Genomic DNA, 23,616 nt, shown 5'->3' with positions numbered 1-23,616 from the left:
GCAGTCCAGGCGGGCGCTGAGGTTCCGCCACCCGCACCGCCACGCAAAACGAGCCTGGAAACCTCACACGGTCTCGAAGCAACCCGCGCCGAGGAGTCCCTTGAGCTCGCCCTGTAGCCCGTTCTCCGTCGAGACGAAGTAGTCGCTGGACAGCGCCAGACGGGTCACGCCGCGCGGGCTCTGCAGCTTGAGGTGCACCGGCGTCGTGCCCGAGTGCGCTTGCAGGGTCCGCTTCAGCTCCGCCACCAGCGACTGGTCCACCCGGCCCACCGGAACCTTGATCACGAACGCCGGGTCGGTGCCCGGGTCGGTCTCCGCGGCCGAGATGTCGATCGGCACCGCGTCGGAGGCGAAGACGCTGATCTCGCCCTCGCGCTCGTTCACCCGGCCCTTCACCGCCAGCGCGTTGTCCTCGATCAGGCAGTCGGCGAACATCTCGTAGGACTGCGGGAAGAACAGCACCTCCACGCTGGCGTCGAAGTCCTCCAGCGTGACGATCGCCCACGGCTTGCCGTTCTTGTTGATGCGCCGCTGGATGCCCGAGATCATCCCGGCGATCTTGGGCTGCTCCTTGTCCTTGCCGAAGCCGGTGGGCCCGATCTCCCCGCCGACGAGCGCGGCGATGCTGGTGTCCTGGTACGGCGCCAGCAGCCGCTCGGCGCCGTCCAGCGGGTGCGCCGAGACGTACAGGCCGAGCATCTCCCGCTCGTAGGCGAGCAGCTGCTTGCGCGGCCACTCCTCGTCGGTGAACTGCAGGTGCGCGAGCGGCGAGGTGTCATCGCTGGGCCCGGAGTCGTCGGCTCCGCCGAACAGGTCGAACTGGCCCATCGCCTCCTGCCGCTTGAGACCGATCACGGCGTCGACCGCGGCCTCGTGGTGCTGGACCAGCGCCATCCGGGTGTGCCCGAGCGAGTCGAACGCACCGGCCTTGATCAGCGATTCCAGGACCCGCTTGTTGCACGCGGTGATCTCGGCCTTGTCGAGGAAGTCGGGGAAGGAGGTGTAGCGGCCCTTCTCCTGGCGGGTCTTGACGATCGACTCGACCACGTTCGCGCCGACGTTGCGGATCGCGCCCATCCCGAACCGGATCCGGCCGTCGACCGCGGTGTGCTCGACGACGGACTCGTTCACGTCCGGCGGCAGCACCCGGATGTTCATCCGGCGGCACTCGGACAGGTAGATGGCGGTCTTGTCCTTGTTGTTGGCGTTGGCGGTGAGCAGCGCGGCCATGTACTCGGCCGGGTAGTGCGCCTTGAGGTAGGCCGTCCAGTACGTGACCAGGCCGTAGGCGGCGGCGTGGGACTTGTTGAACGCGTACCCGGCGAAGGGCAGCACCGTCGCCCAGAGCTGGTCGATGGCTTCCTTCGAGTAGCCGCGTTCCTTCATACCGGCCTCGAAGCGGGCGAACTGCTCGTCCATCACCTCTTTCTTCTTCTTGCCCATCGCACGCCGCAGCAGGTCCGCTTGTCCGAGCGTGTACCCGGCGACCTTCTGGGCGATGGCCATGATCTGCTCTTGGTAGACGATCAGACCGTAGGTCTCGCCGAGGATGTCCTTGAGCGGCTCGTCCAGCTCCGGGTGGATCGGCTCCACCGGCTTCTTGCCGTTCTTGCGGTCGGCGTAGTCGAGGTGCGCGTTGACGTCCATCGGGCCCGGCCGGTACAGCGCCACGCAGGCGACGATGTCGCCGAACCGGGTCGGCATCATCCGCTTGAGCAGGGACTGCATGCCCCCACCTTCAAGCTGGAACACTCCCAGGCTCTCACCGCGCCCCAGCATCTCGTACGTCTTGACGTCGTCGAGCGGGATCTCGAGCGGTTCGATCTCCGTGCCGTGGTTGGCCTTCACCATCCGCACGGTGTCGTCGATGGTGGTCATGTTGACCAGCCCGAGGATATCGATCTTCAGCAGACCGACCGCCTCGCACTGCGGGCCGTCCCAGCCGGTGATGATCTCGCCGTCGTCCCGCTTCCACAGCGGGAGCACGTCGAGCAGCGGCTCGCGCGAGATGATGTGCGCGCACGCGTGCACACCGGCGTTGCGGATCAGGCCTTCCAGCCCGCGCGCGGTGTCGAAGATCTTGCCGATCTGCTGATCGTTCTCGATCAGGGTGCGGACCTCGGCGGCTTCCTGGTAGCGCTCGTGCTGCGGGTCGACGATCCCGGACAGCGGGATGTCCTTCGCCGCGATCGGCGCAGGCAGCGCCTTGCTGAACTGGTCGGCGAGCTGGAAACCGGCCTGCCCGAGGTGCACGCGGGCAGCGTCCTTGAACGCCGCCTTGGTCTTAATGGTGCCGTAGGTGATGACCTTGGCGAAGTACTCGGTGCCGTACTTCTCCTTCGCGTACTGGATGACCCGTTCGCGCTGACGCTCGTCGAAGTCGATGTCGATGTCCGGCGGCGAGTCGCGCTCGGGGTTGAGGAACCGCTCGAACAGCAGCCCGTGCTGCAGCGGGTCGATGTCGATGATGTGCAGCACGTACGACAGCAGCGCACCCGCCGCCGAACCACGACCCGGCCCGACCCGGATGCCGTTGTTCTTGGCCCACCGGATCATGTCGCCGACGACCAGGAAGTACGAGCTGTACCCCTTCTCCGTGATGACCTTGAGCTCCCACTCGAGCTGGTCGCGGTACTCCTGCGTGAAGGTGTCGCCGGGGAAGCGGGTCGGGATGAACTCCTCGACCTCGTCGCGCAGCACCTCGACGTCGGTGCGACCGGCCTGGATCTTGGCCTGCGGCATGCGGTTGGTCGCCGCGAAGGCCTCCTCGTAGCCCTCGACCATCTCGGTGATCAGCAGCGTGCTGTCCGCCGCGCCGGGCACCTCGGCGTCCCAGTACTCGCGCATCTCGGCCGAGGACTTGATGTGGTAGCCGTCACCGTTGAACTTGAACCGGTCGGTGTCGGCGAGCATCGAGCGGGTCTGCAGGCACAGCAGCGCGTCGTGGTGCCCGGCCTGGTCGGCGGTGACGTAGTGGCTGTCGTTGGTCGCCACCGTGCGCAGGTCTAGCTGCTTGGCCAGGTCCAGCAGCTCGCCGCGGATGTTGCGCTCCATCTGGATGCCGTGGTCCATGACCTCGATGAAGAAGTTCCCCGGCCCGAAGATGTCCTTGTAGTCCGAGGCGGCCTGCAGCGCCTCGTCCTTCTGCCCGAGCCGGAGCCGGGTCAGGATCTCGCCCGCCAGGCACCCGCTCGTCGCGATGATCCCCTCGGAGTGCTCGGCCAGCAGCTCCTTGTCCATGCGCGGCTTGCGGAAGAAGCCCTCCATGGACGCCAGCGAGGACAGCTTGAACAGGTTGCGCAGCCCGGTCGAGTTCTTCGCGAGCATCGTCATGTGGGTGTAGGCACCCGCGCCCGACACGTCGCCGCTCTCGCCGTACTCGTCCAGCTCCCGCTTGCCGGTCCGGGCCCGCTCGCCCCAGAAAACGGGCTTCTTGTGGAACCGGCTCTCCGGGGCCAGGTACGCCTCGATGCCGATGATCGGCTTGATCCCGCTCTTCTTGGCGTTCGAGTAGAAGCTGTGCGCCCCGAACATGTTCCCGTGGTCGGTCATCGCCACCGCCGGCTGCTCCAGCCGAGCGACCTCGGCGAACAGCGCATCGTGCTTGGCCGCACCGTCGAGCATCGAGAACTCGGTGTGGACGTGCAGGTGAACGAAGGGGTCGACAGGCACGGGGAAGTCCTCCTTCGCGACAGCTTCTGGGAGAGTCGCCAGCCTAACGCGCACACCCGGTGTGACCGCCGATTCCCCCGGCGTTGCGTGCGTTTCCGCCGCGGCGCGCGGTGAGCAGGCGCGGAACCGCCGGCGAAATCCGTGCCGTTTACGCACGGGAACTGCCGAGCGGGTAGCGTGGCACGACGTGGCTGGCCCTGATCCCGTGGACGTGCGACTGCTGAGCGTCGTCGCCGAGATGGGCCGAGCGGCGGTGCCCGAAATCGCCGGTCGGCTCGGCATGGACGTGCGTGACGTCGCCGCGCGCCTCGCTGCCCTCTCCACCACCGGTCTCCCGCTGATCGTCGGCGTCGAGTGCGACCCGCAGGCCATCCGCAACGCGGTGGCCGCAGCGCAGCACTGGGCCGCGCAGAACAACATGACCAGCGGCCCCTACCCGGTGTCCGGCCCCAGCGGCGCGCACCAGGTCCCCTCGGGTTCCTACCCGCAGCCCACCGGCGGCTACCCGATGCCCACCGGCGGCTACCCGGCCCCCGGCTACGGCACGCCCAGCGGCCCGCAGCGGTTCGTGCCCGGCCCGCCGCCGACCTCGTTCCCGCAGCAGCCCGCCCCGCAGGACCCGATGAACGTCTGGGGCCCGCCCGGATCGGCCGCGTGGGCGCGCGGCGACCAGCAGGCGCCGCAGCCGCCGGCGCGCACCGGCAAGGTCGGCAGCAAGCTCGACGTGGAAGGCCTGGAGGGCGAGCGGATCACGATCCTGCTGGTCGAGGTGGTCGACCCGGCGGACTACCTGTTCACCGCGGCCGGCTACGAGCTCAAGGAGGGCGAGCGCTCGGTGGTGGTGCACACCGAGCTGACCAACCGCGGCCAGACACCCTTCACCTCGCTGCCCGACCTGTACCTGGAGCTGATCGCCCAGGACGGCTCGGCGGTGGCGAAGTCGCCGGTGTCGCTGTCCTCCCGCCCACCGCACCGCATCGGCGTCCCACCGGGCGAAACCGCGGGCGGCCACACCGTCTACGTCCTCCCGGACTCCACGGAGCTGACGGCGGTCCGCTGGACCCCCCGCCCAGGAGACACCCAGCGAACCCTCACCTGGGACATCACCGACCTCTGAGCTTGCGCTGCGGAGCGAGCACCCACTGATGCTTCGGTAGCGGCGATCGCTTTGGCCGGCGATGTTCCGTGCGCGTTTTGGGGTGTCATAGCCCCCCAAAACGCGCACGGCCACCCGAGGGCCGAACGGTACGACGAACCTTGACACAGGGCCGGGACGTTCCCAGGGCCCGGCCATCGCTGTTAATACTGGTGATCACCACTCGGAGATACCTCTGTCCCAGTGATCCACCGCGGCCGAACGGGCGTGGGGCCTTGCGGTTCGGCCCGCGTTGTGGACATCTGGAGTCATGACACCCCTTGTGTCAACCGGAGCCCCTGCTCAACCACACCTCAGGGGACCGTGATGCAACCCAGCCACGAGAAACCGCCAAACGCGAGAACAACACCAAACGCAACCACCACTGAAAATCCCGGAGAGGCGGGTGGAGCGGGACAGCGCACCAGCGTCGGTGTCCCGCGCGAGTCGGTGCCGGGTGAGCGCCGGGTCGCGCTCGTCCCCGGCGTGGTCGAGCGGCTGTGCGCGCAGGGCCTCGAAGTGCGCGTCGAGCCCGGGGCCGGGCAGGCCGCGCTGATCCCCGACGACGCATTCACCAAAGCCGGCGCGCACCTCGGCGACCCGTGGTCGGCCGACGTGGTGGTGAAGGTCAACCCGCCGAGCCCGGAGGAGATCGGCAAGCTGACCCGCGGCTCGACGCTGATCGGCTTCCTGGCCCCGCTGACCGATCCGGACCTGGCGCCGCGCCTGCGCGCGGCCGGAGTGACCGGATTCGCGCTGGAGTCGGTGCCGCGCATCTCCCGCGCCCAGTCGATGGACGCGCTGTCCTCCCAGGCCAACGTCGCCGGGTACCGCGCGGTGCTGCTCGCGGCCTCCGAGTGCACCCGCTTCTTCCCGATGCTGACCACCGCGGCGGGCACCGTGAAACCCGCTTCGGTGCTGGTCCTCGGGGTCGGCGTGGCCGGGTTGCAGGCGCTGGCCACGGCCAAGCGGCTCGGCGCCCGCACCACCGGCTACGACGTGCGGCCCGAGGTCGCCGACCAGGTGCGTTCGGTCGGGGCTAAGTGGCTGGACCTGGGCATCTCGGCGGTCGGCGAGGGCGGCTACGCGCGTGAGCTGACCGAGGAGGAGCGCGCCGAGCAGGCCCAGCGCCTGAGCGCGGCGATCAGCGGCTTCGACGTGGTGATCACCACCGCGCTGGTGCCGGGCCGCCCGGCTCCGCGGCTGGTGCCCGCCGAGGCGGTGCGCCGGATGCGGCCGGGCAGCGTGATCGTCGACCTGGCGGGGGCGGCGGGCGGCAACTGCGAGCTCAGCGAGCCCGGCCGGACCGTGGTGGACCACGAGATAACCATCGCCGCACCGCTGGACCTCCCGGCGAGCATGCCGGAGCACGCCAGCGAGCTCTACGCCCGCAACGTCCGAGCGCTGCTGGAGCTGATGCTGGTGGACGGGCGCCTCGCCCCCGACTTCACCGACGAGGTCCTCGCCGCCGCCTGCATCACCCGATCAGAACCAGGTGACGGGCACTCCGGCTGAGCCCGGGTGCCCGCACCCCCAATCCCCGGAGGAGGGGGCGATGTTCCTGGCCGATCTGGCGATCCTGGTGCTGGCCGGCTTCGTCGGCTTCGCGGTGATCTCCAAGGTGCCGAACACGCTGCACACGCCGCTGATGTCCGGCACCAACGCCATCCACGGCATCGTGCTGCTCGGCGGTGTGCTGGCGCTCGGGTCCGGTGTGGACGATCTCGGCTCACAGCTGCTGGCGCTGGTGGCGATCATCTTCGGCACCATCAACGTGGTCGGCGGTTTCCTGGTCACCGACCGGATGCTGGGCATGTTCAAGCGCAAGCCGGAAACCGCGCGGAAGGACGCCGACAAGTGATCACGCTGCGGTCGGTCCTCTACGTCCTCGCCTTCGCGCTGTTCATCTACGGCCTGATGGGCCTGACCGGGCCGCGGACCGCGGTGCGCGGCAACGCGATCGCGGCGGTCGGCATGGTGATCGCGGTGGCCGCCACGCTGCTCACGCCCGGGCTAGGCAACTGGGGGCTGATCGTGCTCGGCCTGGTGGTCGGCACGGTGATCGGCATCCCGGCGGCGCGGCGGGTGCGGATGACCGCGATGCCGCAGATGGTGGCGCTGTTCAACGGCGTCGGCGGCGGCGCGGTGGCGCTCACCGCGTGGGTGGAGTTCCGGGAGAGCGCCGGTTTCCAGGACGAACCGGCGTTCGTGCCGATCGCCACGCTGTTCGCCGCGATCATCGGCTCTATCTCGTTCTGGGGTTCGCTGGTGGCCTTCGGCAAGCTGCAGGAGATCGTGCCCGGCCGCCCGATCACGGTGGGCCGCTTGCAGCTGCCGCTGAACGTGCTGCTGCTGGCCGGTGCGGTGGTGTGCGCGGTGCTGATCGGGCTGGGCAACGACGTCGAGCTGCTGCTGATCGCGGTGCTGGTGCTGGCCGGGCTGGCCGGGATCGCGGTGGTGCTGCCGATCGGCGGCGCCGACATGCCGGTGGTGGTGTCGCTGCTGAACGCCTTCACCGGGCTGTCCGCGGCGGCGGCCGGGCTGGCGCTGAGCAACACGGCGATGATCGTCGCCGGGATGATCGTCGGCGCCTCCGGTTCGATCCTGACCGACCAGATGGCCAAGGCGATGAACCGCTCGATCCCGTCGATCGTCGCCGGTGGCTTCGGCGGGACCGGCGACGCCGCACCGGCGGTCGCCGGTGGCACGGTGCGCTCGGTCAGCGCCGCGGACGTGGCGATCCAGCTCGCCTACGCCGGGCAGGTGATCGTGGTGCCCGGCTACGGCATGGCCGTCGCGCAGGCCCAGCACGCGGTGCAGGACATGGCGAAGCTGCTGGCGGACAAGGGCGTCGGCGTGCTCTACGCGATCCACCCGGTGGCTGGCCGGATGCCCGGCCACATGAACGTGCTGCTCGCGGAGGCGGACGTGCCCTACGAGCAGCTCAAGGAGATGGACGAGATCAACGACGAGTTCGCCCGCACCGACGTCGCGCTGGTGATCGGCGCCAACGACGTCACCAACCCGGCGGCCCGCACCGACCCGAACTCCCCGATCTACGGCATGCCGATCCTCGACGTGGACCAGGCCAGGACGGTGATCGTGCTGAAGCGCTCGATGCGCGCGGGCTTCGCCGGTGTGGACAACCCGCTCTACGTGGACCCGAAGACCTCGATGCTCTTCGGCGACGCCAAGTCCTCGGTCCGCGAAGTGGTCGAAGAGCTCAAAGCCCTGTGACGCCCGTCAGCTTTCCTTCCGGCGGAAGCAGTCCAAGGGGCTGGGGCGCTTCGGGCGCTCCGGCTTGTTGCGGCTGCGGTACTCCAGCTTCGGCCAGTCCTGGGCCTCGCCGCGCGGCTGCGCGGGTTCCGGGGCGCCGAAGACCGACGGTGCCGCCGAACCCACGTCCTCCGCGCTGATCACGTCGCCGAGGCTGTTGAACCCGTGGGGCGGGGTCTCGGCGTCGGCTCCCGGGTCGATCACCGGCATGCCGTTCGGCGGCGTCGGCGCATCCGAGCCCTCGAACGATCTCGACTGTGCCATCAAGCCCCCTTGGTCGACAGCTGGCTTCTCGCCACAGTACCGGGTCAGCGGTCCTGATCGCGGAGCTCGTCGAGCACGTGCTGCAGGTCGTCCGGGTAGTGGCTCTCGAAGGTGACCCAGCCGCCGGACGGGTGCTCGAAGGACAGGCTCCGGGCGTGCAGCCACTGCCTGGTGATCGCCAGCTTCCGCGCCAGGACCGGGTCCGCGCCGTAGGTCAGGTCGCCGACGCACGGGTGCTTGATCGCCGCGAAGTGCACCCGGATCTGGTGCGTGCGGCCGGTTTCCAGCTTCACGTCCACCAGCGAGGCGGCGCGGAAGGCCTCCACCGTCTCGTAGTGCGTGATGCTCGGCTTGCCGCCGGTGACCACGGCGAACTTGTAGTCGTGGCGCGGGTGCCGGTCGATGGGCGCGTCGATCGTGCCGCGGCTGGGATCGGGGTGGCCCTGCACCACCGCGTGGTAGCGCTTGTCCACGGTGCGCTCCTTGAACGCCCGCTTGAGCACCGAGTACGCGTGCTCGCTCTTGGCCACCACCATCACGCCGGTGGTGCCAGCGTCGAGCCGGTGCACGACGCCCTGCCGCTCGGCGGCTCCGGAGGTCGCGATCCGCACGCCCGCGGCGGCCAGCCCGCCGACCACCGTGGGGCCCTCCCAGCCCGGGCTCGGGTGCACCGCGACGCCGATCGGCTTGTTCACCACCACGATGTCGTCGTCCTGGTGGATGATCTCCATGCCCTCCACCGGCACCGCGACGACCTGCAGCGGCTGCTGCGCCGGGGGCAGCGTCACCTCCAGCCACGAACCGGCCACCAGCCGGTCGGACTTGCCCACGGCGCTGCCGTCGAGCAGCACGTCACCGGATTCGGCCAGCGTGGCCACCGCGTTGCGGGACAGGCCCAGCAGCTTGGACAGGCCCGCGTCGACCCGCATGCCGTCCAGCCCTTCGGGCACCGGCAGGTTTCGAAGATCGCTCACGAGTTGTTCTCCGCCGCCTTCTTCTTCCGGTGCACGGTGCCGTCGTAGTCGCGGCCCATCAGCGACAGCAGCACGATCAGCACGCCGCCGACGACGATGCAGCTGTCGGCGATGTTGAACACCGGCCACACCGCACCGCCGGGCGCGAGGATCGAGAGGAAGTCCACCACGTGGCCCTCCAGCGGGCCGGGGGCGCGGAAGATGCGGTCGACGAGGTTGCCGCACGCACCGCCGAGCACCAGGCCGAGGCCCGCCGCCCAGCCCGGCGAGCGCAGCTTCGGCGCCAGCCAGATGATCACGCCGACCACCACGATGGCCAGCAGGGACAGCAGCCACGTCAGGCCGGTGGCCAGCGAGAACGCTGCGCCGGGATTGCGCAGCACGTCGAGGTAGAGCAGTCCGCCGAGCACCTCGACCGGCGGTTCGCCCTCGAGCTCGGCGACCACGATGACCTTGGTGAGGATGTCGAGCCCCAGGCCTGCCACCGCCACCGCGAACAGCAGCGCCAGCAGCTTCGCGGACTTGCGCGGCCGTTCGACCGCCGCAGGCGCGTCGCCGGACGTCTCGGCGGTCTCGGCCGGGACCTCGGGCACCTGTTCGGCGGCTTCCCCGTGATCCACCGGCTCCGCGGATGACTGCTTGGGAGAGGACTGCTCGCTGCTCACGCCCCCATTGTCCCTGAACCGCACCGGCCGCATCGCAGCAGTACCGACTCCGCAACCGGCCGATCACCCGACGCGCAGCCCGGCCCCACCCCGGGCGATGCAATTTCAATGGAAATCAGACGTCCGATTTCCATTGAAATTGCGCCGACCCCGACGCACCGCCGGCGCGTCGGGCACCCGACACGCCGACGGTCCCCACAACACACCGATGGTTCCCGCAGCACGCCGACGGTTACCACAACACGCCGACGGTTCCCGCAAGTTCCATTGAAATCAGAGGCACGATTTCCATTGAAATCGCACACCGACCCGCGGGGTGGGCGGCTCAGCGCAGGAAGTCGGGCAGCGGGCGCGGGTCGTCGACCGGCGTCCAGCGGCCGTCCACCTGCTCGTAGCGCCAGGCCGGGCCTTCGGCGACCAGCTTCCGCAGGGCGCGGACCAGGCGGTCGACGTGCTCGGTCGTGGTGCCCAGCCCGATGCTGACGCGCACTGCGCGGTCGGAGTCCGAACCGGCCCGCGACAGCAGCCGCCGGGTGGCCAGGTGCGCGCAGAACAGCCCGTCGCGGACCCCGATGCCGTGCTCGGCGGACAGCGCGGCGGCGAGCAGCCCCGGGTCCTGGCCGTCGACGGTGAAGCTCACCACGCCGACCCTCTCGCGGTCGGCCTCGAACAGGCAGAGCTCGCGCAGCCCCGGCACCTCGCGCAGTCCGGCCCGCAGGCGGCGCAGCAGCGCCTCCTCGTGCGCGACGACGTCCGCCCAGTTCGCCGACAGTTCCTCGCAGGCCTTGGCCAGCGCGTGCACGCCGACGGTGTTCGGCGATCCGGCTTCGTGCCGCTCCGCTCCGCTGGTCCAGCTCACCGCGCGCTCGTGCACCTGCCGGGTGGCGCCGCCACCGGCCAGGTAGGGCTCCGCGGCGTTGAGCCAGTCCGCGCGCCCGACCAGCGCGCCCGCGCCGAACGGCGCGTACAGCTTGTGCCCGGAGATCGCGACGTAGTCGACGTCGAGCTCGGTGATCCGCACCGGCCGGTGCGGGGCGAGCTGCGCGGCGTCGAGCACGGTCCGCGCACCGCGGCGGCGCGCGACGCGGGCGAGCTCGGCGACCGGCCACAGCTCACCGGTGACGTTCGAGGCCCCGGTGAGCACCGCCAGCCGCGGGCCCTCCGGGCATTCCGCCAGCGCGGCGTCCAGCGCGGTGACCGCCTCGGCCGGAGTCGCCGGAGCAGCGATCCGCCGCACCCGCGGGCCGGTCCAGGGCAGCAGCGCGGCGTGGTGCTCGGTGTCGAAGACGACCACGGAGGTGCCCCGCGGCAAGGCCTTCGCCAGCAGGTTCAGCGCGTCGGTGGTGTTTCGGGTGAAGATCACCGAGTCGGTGCGACGGGCTCCGACGAACTCGCGCAGGACGTCGCGCGCGCCCTCGTAGACCCGGGTGCACACCTGGGAGGCGAAACCGGCCCCGCGGTGCACGCTGGCGTACCACGGCAGCAGCTCGTCGACGGCCTTCTGCACGCTGCTCAGACAGGGCGCGCTGGCCCCGTGGTCGAGGTTGGCGTAACCGATGCTGTCCCCGTTGACCAGCGGCACGCGCAGCGCGCTGCCCGCCACCGCGGGCACGCGGTAGTCAGCGGTGGACTGGGTCGGGATGCTGACGACGGCAGAGGTCATGATGCCCCTCCAGGGCCTCATCGGACCCGTCCGGGGGCCCGCGCTTGCCGGGTCGCCCTGCGCGACCGGCCAGGTCCTCACCCGGGGCACCCCACCGCGGTTGGAGGGTTGCCGGCCAGCGAGCCGGGGCTTCGCGCTGGCACTCATGACCTTCGGAACAGCACTTTAGGAAGACGTCCGCGCCGCGGGCAACACCGGTTCCCGAAGCGTGGGAGAGGTCTCCGTCACACCAACCTCCGGCCCGGGTGGCGCCGGCGAAACCGGCACCACCCGGGCGCAGCAGGTCAGACTCGGGCCACCGACACCGAGATCTCGGTGCCGTCGCCGACCGAACCGGTGGAGCCGCCGGCCACGTCACCGGACTCGACCGCGTCGGCGAGGGTTTCCGCCGCGATGAACTCGCGGTGTGCCGCCACCGCGGACAGCACCTCCTCCGGCGCCGAGACGGTCACCGTGATCCGGTCGGAGACCTGGAAGTCCGCCTCCTTGCGGGCCTGCTGGACGACGCGCACCACGTCGCGGGCCACGCCTTCGGCGGCCAGCTCCGGGGTCACCTCGGTGTCCAGCACGACCAGGCCCAGGTCCCCGGGCAGCGCGGCGGCCGCACCGGGGTCGGTGGACACCAGCCGCTCGCTGAACTCGTTGTCCTGCAGCTCGATCCCGGCCGCGACGACCGCACCGCCCGGGGTGCGGCTCCACTCGCCTGCCTTCACCGCCTTGATCACCTTCTGCACGTCGCGGCCCAGCCGCGGACCGGCCGCCCGCGCGTTCACCGCGATCTCGAAGTGGCCGTGCTGGGCCACCTCGGTGGTCAGCTCCAGCTCCTTGACGTTGATCTCGTCGCGGATCAGGTCGGCGAACGGCCGCAGCGCGTCCGCCTCCGCGGTGGCCACCACGAGCTTGGCCAGCGGCAGCCGCACCCGCAGCTTGTTGGCCTTGCGCAGCGCCGACGCCGACGAGCACACCTGGCGCACCTGGTCCATCGCGGTGACCAGCGCCGCGTCCGCGGGCAGCTCGTCGACCAGCGGCCAGTCGGTCAGGTGCACCGAGCGGCCACCGGTCAGCCCGCGCCACACCGCCTCGGCGGTCAGCGGCAGCATCGGAGCCACCACCCGGCTGGTCACCTCCAGCACGGTGTGCAGGGTGTCGATGGCGTCGCGGTCACCGGCCCAGAAGCGGTCGCGGGAGCGCCGCACGTACCAGTTGGTCAGGACCTCCAGGAAGTCCCGGACGGTGTTGCACGCACCGGCGAGGTCCAGCGAGTCCATCGCGGCCTGCACGTCGCCGACCAGCTCGTGGGTCTTGGCGAGCACGTAGCGGTCCAGCACGTGCTGGCTGTCCACCCGGAACTGACCGGTGACGCCCTCGGCGTTGGCGTACAGCGCCAGGAAGTACCAGGAGTTCCACAGCGGCAGGACCGACTGGCGGACGCCGTCCCGGATGCCCTCCTCGGTGACCACCAGGTCGCCACCGCGCAGGATCGGGCTGGCCATCAGGAACCAGCGCATCGCGTCCGAGCCGTCGCGGTCGAAGACCTCGTTGACGTCCGGGTAGTTCTTCTTGGACTTCGACATCTTGAGCTTGTCGTCGCCCAGCACGATGCCGTGCGCCACCACGTTGGTGAACGCCGGGCGGTCGAACAGCGCCGTCGCCAGCACGTGCAGCAGGTAGAACCAGCCGCGGGTCTGCCCGTTGTACTCGACGATGAAGTCGCCCGGGTAGTGGTGCTCGAACCACTCGGCGTTCTCGAACGGGTAGTGCACCTGCGCGAACGGCATCGAGCCGGACTCGAACCAGCAGTCCAGCACCTCGGGCACCCGGCGCATGGTGGACTTGCCGGTCGGGTCGTCCGGGTTGGGCCGGGTCAGCTCGTCGATCTCCGGCCGGTGCAGGTCCTTCGGCCGCACGCCGAAGTCGCGCTCCAGCTCGTCCAGCGAGCCGTAGACGTCGGTGCGCGGGTAATTCGGGTCGTCGGAGACCCACACCGGGATCGGCGAACCCCAGTACCGGTTGCGGGAGATGTTCCAGTCCCGGGCGTTCTCCAGCCACTTGCCGAACTGGCCGTCCCGGATGTGGGTGGGCACCCAGTTGATCTGCTGGTTGAGCTCGACCATCCGGTCCTTGAACTTGCTGACCGCCACGAACCAGGACGACACCGCCCGCTGGATCAGCGCGTTGTCGCAGCGCCAGCAGTGCGGGTACGGGTGGTCGTAGGTCTCGTGCCGCAGCAGCAGGCCGACGTCCTTGAGGTCGCGGATGATCTGCTTGTTGGCCTCGAAGACCTGCAGGCCCTCGTACGGCGGCACCTCGGCGGTGAACTTGCCGTGGGCGTCGACCGGCACCACCGGTTCGATGCCCGCGGCGTCGGTGACGACCTTGTCCTCCTCACCGAAGGCGGGCGCGATGTGCACCAGCCCGGTGCCGTCGTCGGTGGTGACGTAGTCGGCGGCCAGCACCTGGTGGGCGTTCTCGCGGCCGACGAAGAAGTCGAACGGCGGCTGGTACTTCGTGCCGAGCAGGTCGGAGCCCTTGAACCGCTCGACGACGTGCTCGGCGACGTCCTCGCCGAGCTCCCGCGCGTAGGCGCTCAACCGCGCCTCGGCCAGCACGTAGCGCTCCGAGCTGTTGCCCGGTGCGACGAGGACGTAGTCGACGTCCGGGTGCACCGCGGCGGCGAGGTTGGACGGCAGCGTCCACGGCGTGGTCGTCCAGGCCAGGGCCAGCGCGCCGTCGTAGGCCTTGCCCGGCGCCTGGAGCCGCAGGCCCACGGTCACCGCCGGATCCTGCCGCTGGCGGTAGACGTCGTCCATCTTGGTCTCGGTGTTGGACAGCGGCGTCTCGCAGCGCCAGCAGTACCAGAGCACCCGGAAGCCCTCGTAGACCAGACCCTTGTCCCACAGGGTCTTGAAGGCCCACATGACGCTTTCCATGTAGTCCAGGTCGAGCGTCTTGTAGTCGTTGTCGAAGTCCACCCACCGCGCCTGCCGGGTGACGTAGTCCTCCCACTCGGCGGTGTAGCGCAGCACCGAGGTGCGGCACGCGTCGTTGAACGCGGCCACGCCCATGCTCTCGATCTCGGACTTCGAGGTGATGCCGAGCTGCTTCTCCGCCTCCACCTCGGCGGGCAGCCCGTGGCAGTCCCAGCCGAACCGGCGCTCCACCCGGCGGCCGCGCATCGTCTGGTAGCGCGGCACCACGTCCTTGACGTAGCCGGTCAGCAGGTGCCCGTAGTGCGGCAGGCCGTTGGCGAACGGCGGGCCGTCGTAGAAGACGAACTCGTTGGCACCGTTGGTCCCGGCCTCGCGGGCCTGCACCGAGGCCCGGAAGGTGTCGTCGCTCGCCCAGAAATCCAGCACCTGGCGCTCGATGGCCGGGAACGCGGGCTGGGCAGCCACGCCGCGCTCACCGGCGTCGCCGAACTGAACCTTGGGATATGACATCGCGGATGCGCTCCTCGCGGTGTGTGTCGTTGCCGCCGCACGAGCACCGAGACCTCGGTGCCCACGCGGGGACGACACCTCGTGCGCGTGCTCCGCACGAGATCCGCGGTACCACCCCGCTTGCCGCCGGCGAACGCCGACGACCACTCGTTGCCAGCTGTGACGGGCTGGACCCGTCCGGTTCTACTGAGGTGCCCAGCACCCGTTCTTCCGGAAGCTCCCCGGTGATGGCCGGATCATCGCTCTGGTCCCACCAGCGTACCGGGCCCCCGCCACCGGTTTTCACCGGTCCGACCCCGAAGATCGGTCGGGGCCGCAACTGCGACTGTCAACGCGGCGCACCCGGAAGGTGTCGCATGCGCCGCCAGGCGCATAACCCACCCACGCCACTTGCACCGCCGCGGGTTCTCAGACGTCGCCTGGCGAGGACAGCCCGTTCGCCGTGTATCGGACATACATCAGAACGGGCTCCCGCAGTCCAGGCGGCGTCTGAGGTTCCGCTACCCGCACCGCCACGCAAAACGAGACCGGAAACCTCTGTTCAGGAGCGGCGCACCTCCGCCGCGATGGTGGCGTTGGGGGCGCACAGGCCGCAGGGCGTGAAGCCCAGTTCCCGGGCTTCGCCCAGGGTGAGCTTGATGGTCTTGCGCGTGCCGATCCACTCGCAGGTGCGGACGTGGTAGCGCGGGCGCTCGTCGATCACCAGCACCTGCGCGTCCGGCCTCGCGACCTCCGCCGCGTTGCTCCGCTCCTCCGCCGGTTCCTCGCCGACGTCGGCGAACGGCGGCTCCGCGGTCTCCCGCTTCGCCGCCTCCCGGCGACGCCGCACCCGGTCGGCCACCAGCAGGCCGACCGCGACCGCGCTGGCGAACACCGACAGCCACGCCAGCTCGCCGTCACCGGTGACGACGGCGCCGATCAGCACACCCGCCGCCAGCAGGACCAGTCCCAGCACGATCAACAGCACGCGATCTCACACCTCTCGCGGCCCGGAAGCACACCAGCGGCGACGGGCGCGCCGCCCGCCGCCGCCGATGCGGACAGTCCTGTGTCAGCCTGCTTCGGCCGCACGTGCCCCGAAGCTGTAGCTGGCCTGCTGACCGGAACGGCTGCTGCTCTCGGCAGGCGCCGCCGAACCCCGGTCCTGCAGTTCGCGCAGCTGCGACTCCAGGTAGGTCTGCAGTCGAGTGCGGTACTCGCGCTCGAACGTGCGCAGGGTCTCGATCTTCTTCTCGAGGGCGTTCTTCTCCGACGTGATGTTGCCCATCACCTCGGCGTGCTTGCGCTGAGCGTCGCGCTCCAGGTTGGCGGCCTTCTCACGGGCCTGCCGCTCCAACGTCTCGGCCCGCGTGCGGGCGTCGTTGAGCATCGTCTCGGCACGGGTCCGGGACTCGTTGACCATGCTGTCGGACTTCGAGCGCGCTTCCGAGAGCAGCTGCTCGGACTTCGTCCGCGCTTCGGCCAGCATGCCGTCGGCCTCGGCCTTGGCCTCACCGGTCAGCCGGTCGGCCATCTCCTGCGCGAGGCCCAGCACCTTGGCGGCCTGCACGTGGTGGTCACCACCGGGCGAAGTCTGCTCGGCAGCGGTCGGCGCCGGGACCGGGGTGAGCCGGCGCGGTTCCTCCGTCGGGGCCGGGGTCGAGGAAGCGGACGCCACCTGGCTGCGGGCGTCCTCCAAGTCCACCTGCGCGGTCTGCAGCTGGGACTCCAGCTGCTCGACCTGGCCGCGCAGGTCGTTGTTCTCCTCCACCAGCCGGGCAAGCTCGGCTTCAACCAGGTCGAGGAATGCGTCCACCTCGTCCTCGTTGTAGCCCCGCTTACCGATCGGAGGTTTGCTGAACGCGACGTTATGCACGTCGGCGGGGGTCAGGCCCACAAGATCACCTCACGCACTCCTCGGCTGCGGGTAGCCCGGGTTCCCCGTCACCCGGGCTGCACCAGTCGCATCAGTATGAACACGACCAGCAGCAGCACCATAATCGATAGGTCCAGTCCGACGCCGCCGATCCGGACCGTCGGAATCACCCGACGCACCAACTTTACGGGTGGGTCGGTCACTGTGTAGATGCTCTCCAACGCTATTGCAACCCCCCCGACGGGCCGCCAATCGCGAGCGAACACTCGAACGAGTTCGATCACGATACGGGCCGTGAGCAGGAGCCAGAAGAAGAACAGAACGTAAAACAGGACGATCTGCACCGGGTTCACGCCTCAACTGTGCCACCACTCACCCGTAGTTGAAAAAGGCACCCTCGGCGAGCCGCCGCTTGTCCTCCGCCGCGACGTCCACGTTGGGCGGTGAGAGCAAGAACACGCGGTTGGTCACCTTCTCGATCGAGCCCCGCAGCGCGAACGCCAACCCGGCGGCGAAGTCGACCAGGCGCTTCGCGTCGGCCTCCTCCATCTCCGTCAGGTTCATGATCACCGGCGTGCCGTCCCGGTACTGCTCGCCGATCGTGCGGGCCTCGCTGTAGCTGCGCGGGTGCAGGGTTGTGATCTTGCTCAAGTTGAACTGGGTGCCCGTGTCGGTGACCGCCCGCAGCCGCGAGACGTTCTCGCGCGGCTGGTCGGTGGGCAGCGCGCTGCTGCGCGCCGGGGGCTCCGCCGCCCACTGGCGCCGCGGGCGCGGCGCCGGTGGCTCCCGGTAGTCCTCGACGAAGTCCGGCTCGGCGTCGGCTTCCGCCTGGTAGCCCCCGCGGGTGCCGACCCGGCGCCGGGTGCCCCGATCGGCGGGGCCGTCGTAGGTGTCGCGGTCGGAGTCGGCGTACCGCTCGCGGTAACCGACCTCGTCGTCGTAGTCGTCGACCTCGTCGGCCGGAACCATGCCGAAGTAGGCCTTCAACTTGTGCAAAGCGCTCATCGGCATGCCCTTCCTCTTGCGACTCCTACCACCGAGCACGAGGAGGCCGACCCTCGACCCCCTCTGTCCTGCGGCTACGGCGAGGTTAACCGCCGCCCACCGAGCAACGCGGTTCCGACACGCACCCGGGTCGAGCCGTGGGCAACGGCACTCTCCAGGTCGCCGGACATCCCCGCCGACACCTCGACAGCTTCGGGGTGATCTCCCCGTAACCGCTCGGAGATCTTGGAAAGTGTGTCAAAAGCCACAGCCGGGTCGCCACCCAGGGGGGCGACCGCCATCACACCGCGCAATCGAAGATCACTCGTCAGTGTGATCATATCCGCCAGCGCCGGGACCTCGTCGGGCCGACAACCCCCGCGCCCCTCCGACTCGTCCAGGCTGACCTGCAACAACACCTCCAAGGGGTGTGTTCGGTCACCCGCGTCGAGGGCGTTCGCGGTGGCCTTGCGCAGCGCCTCGACGAGACGCTCGCTGTCCACCGACTCGACCACGTCGGCCCAGCGGACCACCGATCGCGCCTTGTTCCGCTGCAACTGCCCGACCATGTGCCAGCGGGCCGACGCGTCCGGGCGGAGCCCGGCGAACTCGGCGACCTTGCCGCGCGCTTCCTGCTCGCGGTTCTCCGCGAACTCGGTCAGCCCCAGATCGGCCAGCAGCGCCACGTCCGATGCCGGGAAGGTCTTCGTCACCGCCAGCAGCTCGACCTCGCCGGGCTCGCGCCCCGCGGCGCGGCACGCCCGGTCGACCCGCGCGCGCACCTCGCTCAACGACTCCGCCAGCTCCGCACGGCGCAGTTCCTCGCTCACTCGGCGTCCTCCGGCTCGGCCCAGATCACCGCGGCGAACCGACCGGTGCGCCCGTTGTCCCGGCGGTGGCTGTACAGCTCCGGCGATTCCATCGTGCAGCGCGGGTCCACGCCGATCTTGGCGATGCCCACGGCGGCCAGCTGCTCCCAGAGCCCGGCGCGCAGGTCGAGCCCCGGCGTGCCCTTGCGGGTCTTGCACGCGCTGCCGGGCAGGTGCTGCTCCACATCGGCCTGCATGTCGGCGGGCACCTCGTAGCACTCGCCGCACGCGGCCGGGCCCAGCAGCGCCTCGACGCGGTCGAGGCGGGCGCCGGCCTGCTGCATCGCCTTGAGCGCTGCCACGAGGACTCCCACCCGCGCTCCGACCCGTCCGGCGTGCACCGCGGAGACGACGCCGCTCTCCGGATCTCCGAGCAGCACCGGCACGCAGTCCGCGGTGAGCACGGCCAGCGCCAGGTTCGGCTCGGCGGTCACCAGCGCGTCGGCGGCCTCCACCGGCTCGGGCCGCGGGCCGTCGACGATCGTCGCGGTGCGGCCGTGAATCTGCTCCATCCACACCAGGCGGTCCTCGGGCAGGCCGATGCCCTCGGCCAGCTTGCGCTGGTTCGCGGCCAGCGCCGCCGGGTCGTCGCCGACGCGGCCCCCGAGGTTGAACGAGTCGAACGGCGGCCGGGAACTCCCGCCCTCCCGCGTGGTGATCACGCGCCGGATCCGCACTGCTGTCAGCCTCCCCGTACATGAATCGACACCGGGAGCGGTGCCGCTCCCGGTGTCGATTCTCGCCCATGCACCACCGCCCCGGGCGGTGCGTCCGTCCGGCCCCGGTTCCAGCCCGGGCCGCACGCCTGTTTTCGGTTGTGCTGTCGGCGATGCTCGCCGGCGGCGCCGCTGCGGGCTTCAGCGGCGCATGAACGGCGGTATGTCGACGTCGTCGTCGGTGTCGTCGTTGACCGGCACCGCGCGGTTGGTCAGGCCGCTGCCGGGGCGGGTCGAGGAGCCGCCGTGCGTCGGGTAGCCCGTGCCCCGCGTGGGCACCGAGATGCTCTGCTGGCCGGTCGCGGAACCGTCGCTGCCGAACAGCCCGGAGCGCTGGCCGATGTCGGGCCGCTGCCGCACCGGCTGCTCCGGCTCCGGCTGCGGCGGGGTCGCCGGCTGCTGCGGGGCCTGGGTCGGCTGCGCGGCCTGCTGCGTCGGCTCCGGGGTGGTGACCGGCTGCTCCGCCTGCGGCGTCGGAGCCGGGGCCGGCGGCGGCGTGGCCACCGGGGTGGACTGCACCGGCTCCGCCCGGGATTCGACGACCTGCGGCTGGGCCGGCTTCTCGGTGCTCGGCGCCGGCTCGGCGTCCTCGGTGCGGCCGCCGACCTTGGTCGGTTCGAGCTTCTTGTGCGTCGGGGTGCCGGAATCGAACCCGGCGGCGATCACCGTCACCCTGACCTCGTCGCCGAGCGAGTCGTCGATGACCGTACCGAAGATGATGTTGGCCTCGGGGTGCGCGGACTCCTGCACCAGCGACGCCGATTCGTTGATCTCGAACAGCCCGAGGTCGGAACCGCCCGCTATGGCCAGCAGAACGCCGTGCGCGCCCTCCATGGACGCCTCCAGCAGCGGCGAGTTGATCGCCTTCTGCGCGGCCTGCACGGCTCTGCCCTCGCCGCTCGCCGAACCGATGCCCATCAGCGCGCTGCCCGCACCGGACATGACGCTCTTGACGTCGGCGAAGTCGAGGTTGATCAGACCCGGGGTGGTGATCAGGTCGGTGATGCCCTGGACACCGGAGAGCAGCACCTCGTCGGCGGAGCGGAAGGCGTCCATCAGGCTCACGCCGATGTCGCCGAGCTGCAGCAGCCGGTCGTTCGGGATGACGATCAGCGTGTCGCAGCAGTCGCGGAGCTCCTTGATGCCCTGCTCCGCCTGAGCGGCGCGCCGCTTGCCCTCGAAGGTGAACGGGCGGGTGACCACGCCGATGGTCAGCGCGCCGAGCTTGCGCGCGATCGACGCGACGACGGGCGCGCCACCGGTGCCGGTGCCGCCGCCCTCGCCGGCGGTCACGAACACCATGTCGGCGCCCTTGAGGACCTCCTCGATCTCTTCCTTGTGGTCCTCGGCCGCCTTGTGGCCGACCTCCGGTGCGGCGCCTGCTCCGAGACCGCGGGTGAGTTCGCGGCCGATGTCGAGCTTGACGTCGGCATCGGACATCAGCAGGGCCTGCGCGTCGGTGTTCACCGCGATGAACTCGACGCCCTTGAGCCCGACCTCGATCATGCGGTTCACGGCATTGACGCCGCCGCCACCGATGCCGACGACCTTGATCACCGCGAGATAGTTGTGCGGGGGCGTCATCGGATCCGCCTTCCTGATCGTGGCTGGAGTGCTCTCTGCGTCGACCGCCGGGATGGTCGCTGGCCGGTCGCCGCCGATTCCGGTCCCCCTGGTCGCCACGGCTCGGGTTCGCCTCGTGCGGCCGTTCCCGTGCCTGATCCGGACCGTAGGCGGGGCGACGTCGGTGCGTCCAGCAGCCACGCCGGGATCCGTACCAGGTGTGTTGCGCCGCGCACCTCGTCGCTTTTCCTATCGACCGGTTCCGTCGTTGCCCAGCGGGTCCGCCGGCGGAGTCGCAGCGAGCCCAGTTCGTTCCTCCCCTTGCGGTGGTCGCGTCGCGGACGCGATCACCACCGACACCGTACCTGGCCACCGCCTCACCCGGTCGAGGCAGGCAGAAGTGCTGATCTCGAATTCCGCCACCGAGGTCCCGATGCCGCGTCGGAAACACCCGGACGCGCCGCGGGAATCCCGACCGGAGGTGTCCGGATTCGGTGTCACGGTCGGAGCTCGACCGATTGGTGAACCAGGAGGAACCCGAGGCATGACAGGACAACTGCACGGCAAGGTCGCGCTGGTCGCCGGAGCCACCCGCGGAGCGGGGCGCGGCATCGCCGTGGAGCTCGGAGCGGCGGGCGCGACGGTGTACGGGACCGGGCGCAGCACCCGGGCGCAGCGCTCCGACTACGACCGGCCGGAGACCATTGAGGACACTGCCGAGCTGGTGACCGCCGCGGGCGGCACCGGCATCGCGGTCCAGGTCGACCACACCGACCCGGACCAGGTCCGCGAGCTGATCCGGCGGATCGAGGATGAGCAGGGCCGGCTGGACGTGCTGGTCAACGACCTCGGCGGCGAGCACCTGATGGACTGGAACAAGCTGATCTGGGAGCTCGACCTGCAGAAGGGCCTGCAGCGGCTGCGGGTCGGCATCGAGGCGCACATGATCACCGCGCACTTCGCGCTGGGCCTGCTGAGCCGCCGGCCGGGCGGGCTGGTCGTGGAGCTCACCGACGGCACCGCCGAGGTGCACGAGCAGTACTACCGCAGTGATTGCGGTGCGTTCTTCGACATCGCGAAGACGTCCATGCACCGGCTGGCGCGCGCGGAGGGCGAGGAGCTCCGGGAGTTCGGCGGCACCGCCGTTTCGCTGACGCCGGGCTGGCTGCGGTCGGAGATGATGCTCGAGCACTTCGGCGTCACCGAGGAGAACTGGCGAGAATCCGCCACCGCGCCGGAGGGCTTCGGGATCGCCGAATCGCCCGCCTACATCGGCCGCGCGGTCGTCGCCCTGGCCGCCGATCCGGACGTGGCCCGCTGGAACACGCAGTCGCTGTCCAGCGGGTTCCTGGCCAAGACCTACGGCTTCACCGACACCGACGGCTCGCAACCGGACGCCTGGCGCTACATCCAGGAAGTCGAGTGGCCCGGCAACCCGGGTTCTCCCGACGACTACCGCTGACCGACGGCACCTTCGGGCAGCTCGCCTGCCCGAAGGTGCCCTTCACCGGAGTAGAGCTCGGTGAGGCGGTGGGCGGCGACGGCGAAGCGCCGGCGGAGCCGGGGTGGGGCGAGGACTTCGACCTCCGGGCCGAGCGCGAGCAGCTGGTCGTAGGCGACGTCGAGGGATTCGACCGGGAGCCGGGTGCTCACCCAGCCGTCGGGGCCCGGTTGGCCCGCCGCCGCTTCGGCCGCTTGCGCTCCCGCGGGATCCGCGGCCACGCGCAGCTTGCGCAGACCGGACGGGCTGATCCGGATCTCGACGGTCTCGCGCAGCAGGGAGCGGGCGAACTCCTCGGACTTCTCCTCCCAGAACGCGCCCAGGTCGAAGTCCGCGTCCCGCTCGAACGACTCGTCGCTCACCTCGACGGTCCGGAAGCGGTCCACGCGGTAGCTCAGGAACCGCTGGTCGCGGCGGGCGATGACGTACCAGACACCGGCTTTGAGGACCAGGCCGTGCGGTTCGAGCTCGCGCCGCACCACCTGGTCATCGCGCGCGTAGGACGCCGCGACCTTGAGGTCCGACCACACAGCGCGGCTCAGTTCCGGGAGCACCGCGGGCGTTTCGGCGCCGCGGAACCAGCGCGGCGCGTCGAGGTGGAAGCGCTGCCCCACGCGCTCAGAAGCGTCGCGGAACGGCGCGGGCAGCGCGGCCGACGCCTTGCGCTGCGCGGCCGCGACGGCCTCCCCCAGCCCCATCTCAGCCGCCGCAGCGGGCACTCCCGACAGGAACAGGGCTTCGGCTTCGGCCTGGTGCAGCCCGGTGAGCTTCGAGCGGTAGCCGCCGAGCAGCCGGTACCCGCCGGCCCGCCCGCGCTCGGCGTAGACCGGCACTCCGGCCTCGGCCAGCGCGAGCACGTCCCGCGCGACGGTGCGCTCCGAGACCTCCAGCTCGCGAGCGAGTTCCGGCCCGGTCATCGAACCCCGCACCTGGAGCAAGCACAACAACGAGACCAACCGCGACGCCCGCACACCGCGAGAGTACCGACCCGCCGGACCTCGTTCCGTCCGGTTCGGCCCGGTCTGTCAGGGTTCAGCTC

General features: G+C 70.4%; 19 protein-coding genes and 1 riboswitch. Of the genes, 5 read left to right on the top strand and 14 right to left on the bottom strand.

Going from position 1 to position 23,616, the window contains the following annotated elements; all coding sequences use genetic code 11:
• Positions 1-63: 63 nt before the first annotated feature.
• Positions 64-3,672 (bottom strand): DNA polymerase III subunit alpha, encoded by a 3,609-nt coding sequence (dnaE, locus tag ATL45_RS22035; RefSeq protein ID WP_093147866.1) that lies wholly within the window; start codon positions 3,670-3,672, stop codon positions 64-66.
• Between the two features lie 187 nt (positions 3,673-3,859).
• On the opposite strand from dnaE, the gene ATL45_RS22030 reads away from it, so the two are divergent.
• From ATL45_RS22030 to ATL45_RS22015, 4 genes are all read left to right on the top strand, one after another.
• Positions 3,860-4,789: an Lrp/AsnC family transcriptional regulator gene (locus ATL45_RS22030; RefSeq protein ID WP_170210309.1), complete on the top strand. Its 930-nt coding sequence runs from the start codon at positions 3,860-3,862 to the stop codon at positions 4,787-4,789.
• 345 nt (positions 4,790-5,134) lie between these two features.
• Positions 5,135-6,322, top strand: a complete 1,188-nt coding sequence (locus ATL45_RS22025) for a Re/Si-specific NAD(P)(+) transhydrogenase subunit alpha (RefSeq protein WP_093147862.1) — start codon at positions 5,135-5,137, stop codon at positions 6,320-6,322.
• 40 nt (positions 6,323-6,362) lie between these two features.
• The gene (locus ATL45_RS22020) at positions 6,363-6,668 is read left to right on the top strand and encodes an NAD(P) transhydrogenase subunit alpha part 2 (RefSeq protein ID WP_093147860.1); all 306 of its coding nucleotides are present in this window, start codon (positions 6,363-6,365) and stop codon (positions 6,666-6,668) included.
• Between the two features lie 56 nt (positions 6,669-6,724).
• Positions 6,725-8,044: an NAD(P)(+) transhydrogenase (Re/Si-specific) subunit beta gene (locus tag ATL45_RS22015; RefSeq protein WP_439332500.1), complete on the top strand. Its 1,320-nt coding sequence runs from the start codon at positions 6,725-6,727 to the stop codon at positions 8,042-8,044.
• 6 nt (positions 8,045-8,050) lie between these two features.
• Here ATL45_RS22015 and ATL45_RS22010 read toward each other — a convergent pair whose 3' ends face one another.
• The 12 genes from ATL45_RS22010 to ftsZ form a co-directional block, all read right to left on the bottom strand.
• The gene (locus ATL45_RS22010; protein WP_093147852.1) at positions 8,051-8,347 is read right to left on the bottom strand and encodes a hypothetical protein; all 297 of its coding nucleotides are present in this window, start codon (positions 8,345-8,347) and stop codon (positions 8,051-8,053) included.
• Positions 8,348-8,391: 44 nt separating this feature from the next.
• Entirely contained in the window at positions 8,392-9,276 is an 885-nt protein-coding gene (locus ATL45_RS22005; protein ID WP_093149620.1) for an RluA family pseudouridine synthase, read from the bottom strand.
• A 41-nt stretch (positions 9,277-9,317) separates the two neighbouring features.
• Positions 9,318-9,986 carry a signal peptidase II gene (gene lspA, locus ATL45_RS22000; protein ID WP_246025480.1) on the bottom strand — a complete coding sequence of 223 codons (669 nt, stop codon included), beginning with the start codon at positions 9,984-9,986 and terminating at the stop codon, positions 9,318-9,320.
• Positions 9,987-10,311: 325 nt separating this feature from the next.
• On the bottom strand, positions 10,312-11,649 hold the full coding sequence (locus ATL45_RS21995) for an aminotransferase class V-fold PLP-dependent enzyme (RefSeq protein WP_093147844.1): 1,338 nt from the start codon (positions 11,647-11,649) through the stop codon (positions 10,312-10,314).
• Positions 11,650-11,684: 35 nt separating this feature from the next.
• Positions 11,685-11,800: riboswitch (SAM riboswitch) on the bottom strand.
• A 133-nt stretch (positions 11,801-11,933) separates the two neighbouring features.
• Complete coding sequence (ileS, locus tag ATL45_RS21990) at positions 11,934-15,089, bottom strand: isoleucine--tRNA ligase (protein WP_121505377.1); 3,156 nt, start codon at positions 15,087-15,089, stop codon at positions 11,934-11,936.
• Between the two features lie 541 nt (positions 15,090-15,630).
• On the bottom strand, positions 15,631-16,056 hold the full coding sequence (locus ATL45_RS21985) for a hypothetical protein (protein ID WP_093160644.1): 426 nt from the start codon (positions 16,054-16,056) through the stop codon (positions 15,631-15,633).
• An 84-nt stretch (positions 16,057-16,140) separates the two neighbouring features.
• Positions 16,141-16,965, bottom strand: coding sequence for a DivIVA-like cell division protein Wag31 (gene wag31, locus ATL45_RS21980; protein ID WP_093160642.1), 825 nt, complete (start codon positions 16,963-16,965; stop codon positions 16,141-16,143).
• A gap of 47 nt (positions 16,966-17,012) precedes the next feature.
• Positions 17,013-17,297 (bottom strand): YggT family protein, encoded by a 285-nt coding sequence (locus ATL45_RS21975; protein WP_093160639.1) that lies wholly within the window; start codon positions 17,295-17,297, stop codon positions 17,013-17,015.
• Positions 17,298-17,316: 19 nt separating this feature from the next.
• Positions 17,317-17,949 carry a cell division protein SepF gene (locus ATL45_RS21970; protein WP_093160667.1) on the bottom strand — a complete coding sequence of 211 codons (633 nt, stop codon included), beginning with the start codon at positions 17,947-17,949 and terminating at the stop codon, positions 17,317-17,319.
• Between the two features lie 74 nt (positions 17,950-18,023).
• The gene (locus ATL45_RS21965; RefSeq protein WP_093160635.1) at positions 18,024-18,758 is read right to left on the bottom strand and encodes a YggS family pyridoxal phosphate-dependent enzyme; all 735 of its coding nucleotides are present in this window, start codon (positions 18,756-18,758) and stop codon (positions 18,024-18,026) included.
• A complete protein-coding gene (gene pgeF, locus ATL45_RS21960; RefSeq protein WP_093160633.1) occupies positions 18,755-19,474 on the bottom strand; it encodes a peptidoglycan editing factor PgeF in 720 nt (239 codons plus the stop codon). The genes ATL45_RS21965 and pgeF overlap by 4 nt, the downstream gene beginning before the upstream one ends.
• Before the next feature lie 180 nt (positions 19,475-19,654).
• Positions 19,655-21,097 (bottom strand): cell division protein FtsZ, encoded by a 1,443-nt coding sequence (gene ftsZ, locus ATL45_RS21955; protein WP_093160665.1) that lies wholly within the window; start codon positions 21,095-21,097, stop codon positions 19,655-19,657.
• A gap of 523 nt (positions 21,098-21,620) precedes the next feature.
• On the opposite strand from ftsZ, the gene ATL45_RS21950 reads away from it, so the two are divergent.
• On the top strand, positions 21,621-22,538 hold the full coding sequence (locus tag ATL45_RS21950; RefSeq protein WP_093160630.1) for an SDR family oxidoreductase: 918 nt from the start codon (positions 21,621-21,623) through the stop codon (positions 22,536-22,538).
• Here the strand turns inward: ATL45_RS21950 and ATL45_RS21945 are convergent.
• Positions 22,529-23,548: a helix-turn-helix transcriptional regulator gene (locus tag ATL45_RS21945; protein WP_093160628.1), complete on the bottom strand. Its 1,020-nt coding sequence runs from the start codon at positions 23,546-23,548 to the stop codon at positions 22,529-22,531. The two genes, ATL45_RS21950 and ATL45_RS21945, sit on opposite strands and share 10 nt — an antisense overlap.
• Positions 23,549-23,616 lie beyond the last annotated feature (68 nt).

This window comes from Saccharopolyspora antimicrobica (assembly GCF_003635025.1).
GTDB lineage: Bacteria > Actinomycetota > Actinomycetes > Mycobacteriales > Pseudonocardiaceae > Saccharopolyspora > Saccharopolyspora antimicrobica.
Note: the sequence above shows the minus strand (reverse complement) of the source record. Positions and strands in the feature narration are given on the sequence as shown.

What these genes read in the sequence shown, in the direction of transcription:
- ftsZ (WP_093160665.1), bottom strand. Translation starts at nt 21,097, where the DNA reads ATGACGCCCCCGCACAACTATCTCGCGGTGATCAAGGTCGTCGGCATC.
- ATL45_RS21950 (WP_093160630.1), top strand. Translation starts at nt 21,621, where the DNA reads ATGACAGGACAACTGCACGGCAAGGTCGCGCTGGTCGCCGGAGCCACC.
- ATL45_RS21970 (WP_093160667.1), bottom strand. Translation starts at nt 17,949, where the DNA reads ATGAGCGCTTTGCACAAGTTGAAGGCCTACTTCGGCATGGTTCCGGCC.
- ATL45_RS22010 (WP_093147852.1), bottom strand. Translation starts at nt 8,347, where the DNA reads ATGGCACAGTCGAGATCGTTCGAGGGCTCGGATGCGCCGACGCCGCCG.
- ileS (WP_121505377.1), bottom strand. Translation starts at nt 15,089, where the DNA reads ATGTCATATCCCAAGGTTCAGTTCGGCGACGCCGGTGAGCGCGGCGTG.
- ATL45_RS22015 (WP_439332500.1), top strand. Translation starts at nt 6,725, where the DNA reads ATGGGCCTGACCGGGCCGCGGACCGCGGTGCGCGGCAACGCGATCGCG.
- ATL45_RS21995 (WP_093147844.1), bottom strand. Translation starts at nt 11,649, where the DNA reads ATGACCTCTGCCGTCGTCAGCATCCCGACCCAGTCCACCGCTGACTAC.
- ATL45_RS22005 (WP_093149620.1), bottom strand. Translation starts at nt 9,276, where the DNA reads ATGCGGGTCGACGCGGGCCTGTCCAAGCTGCTGGGCCTGTCCCGCAAC.
- ATL45_RS22020 (WP_093147860.1), top strand. Translation starts at nt 6,363, where the DNA reads ATGTTCCTGGCCGATCTGGCGATCCTGGTGCTGGCCGGCTTCGTCGGC.
- ATL45_RS22025 (WP_093147862.1), top strand. Translation starts at nt 5,135, where the DNA reads ATGCAACCCAGCCACGAGAAACCGCCAAACGCGAGAACAACACCAAAC.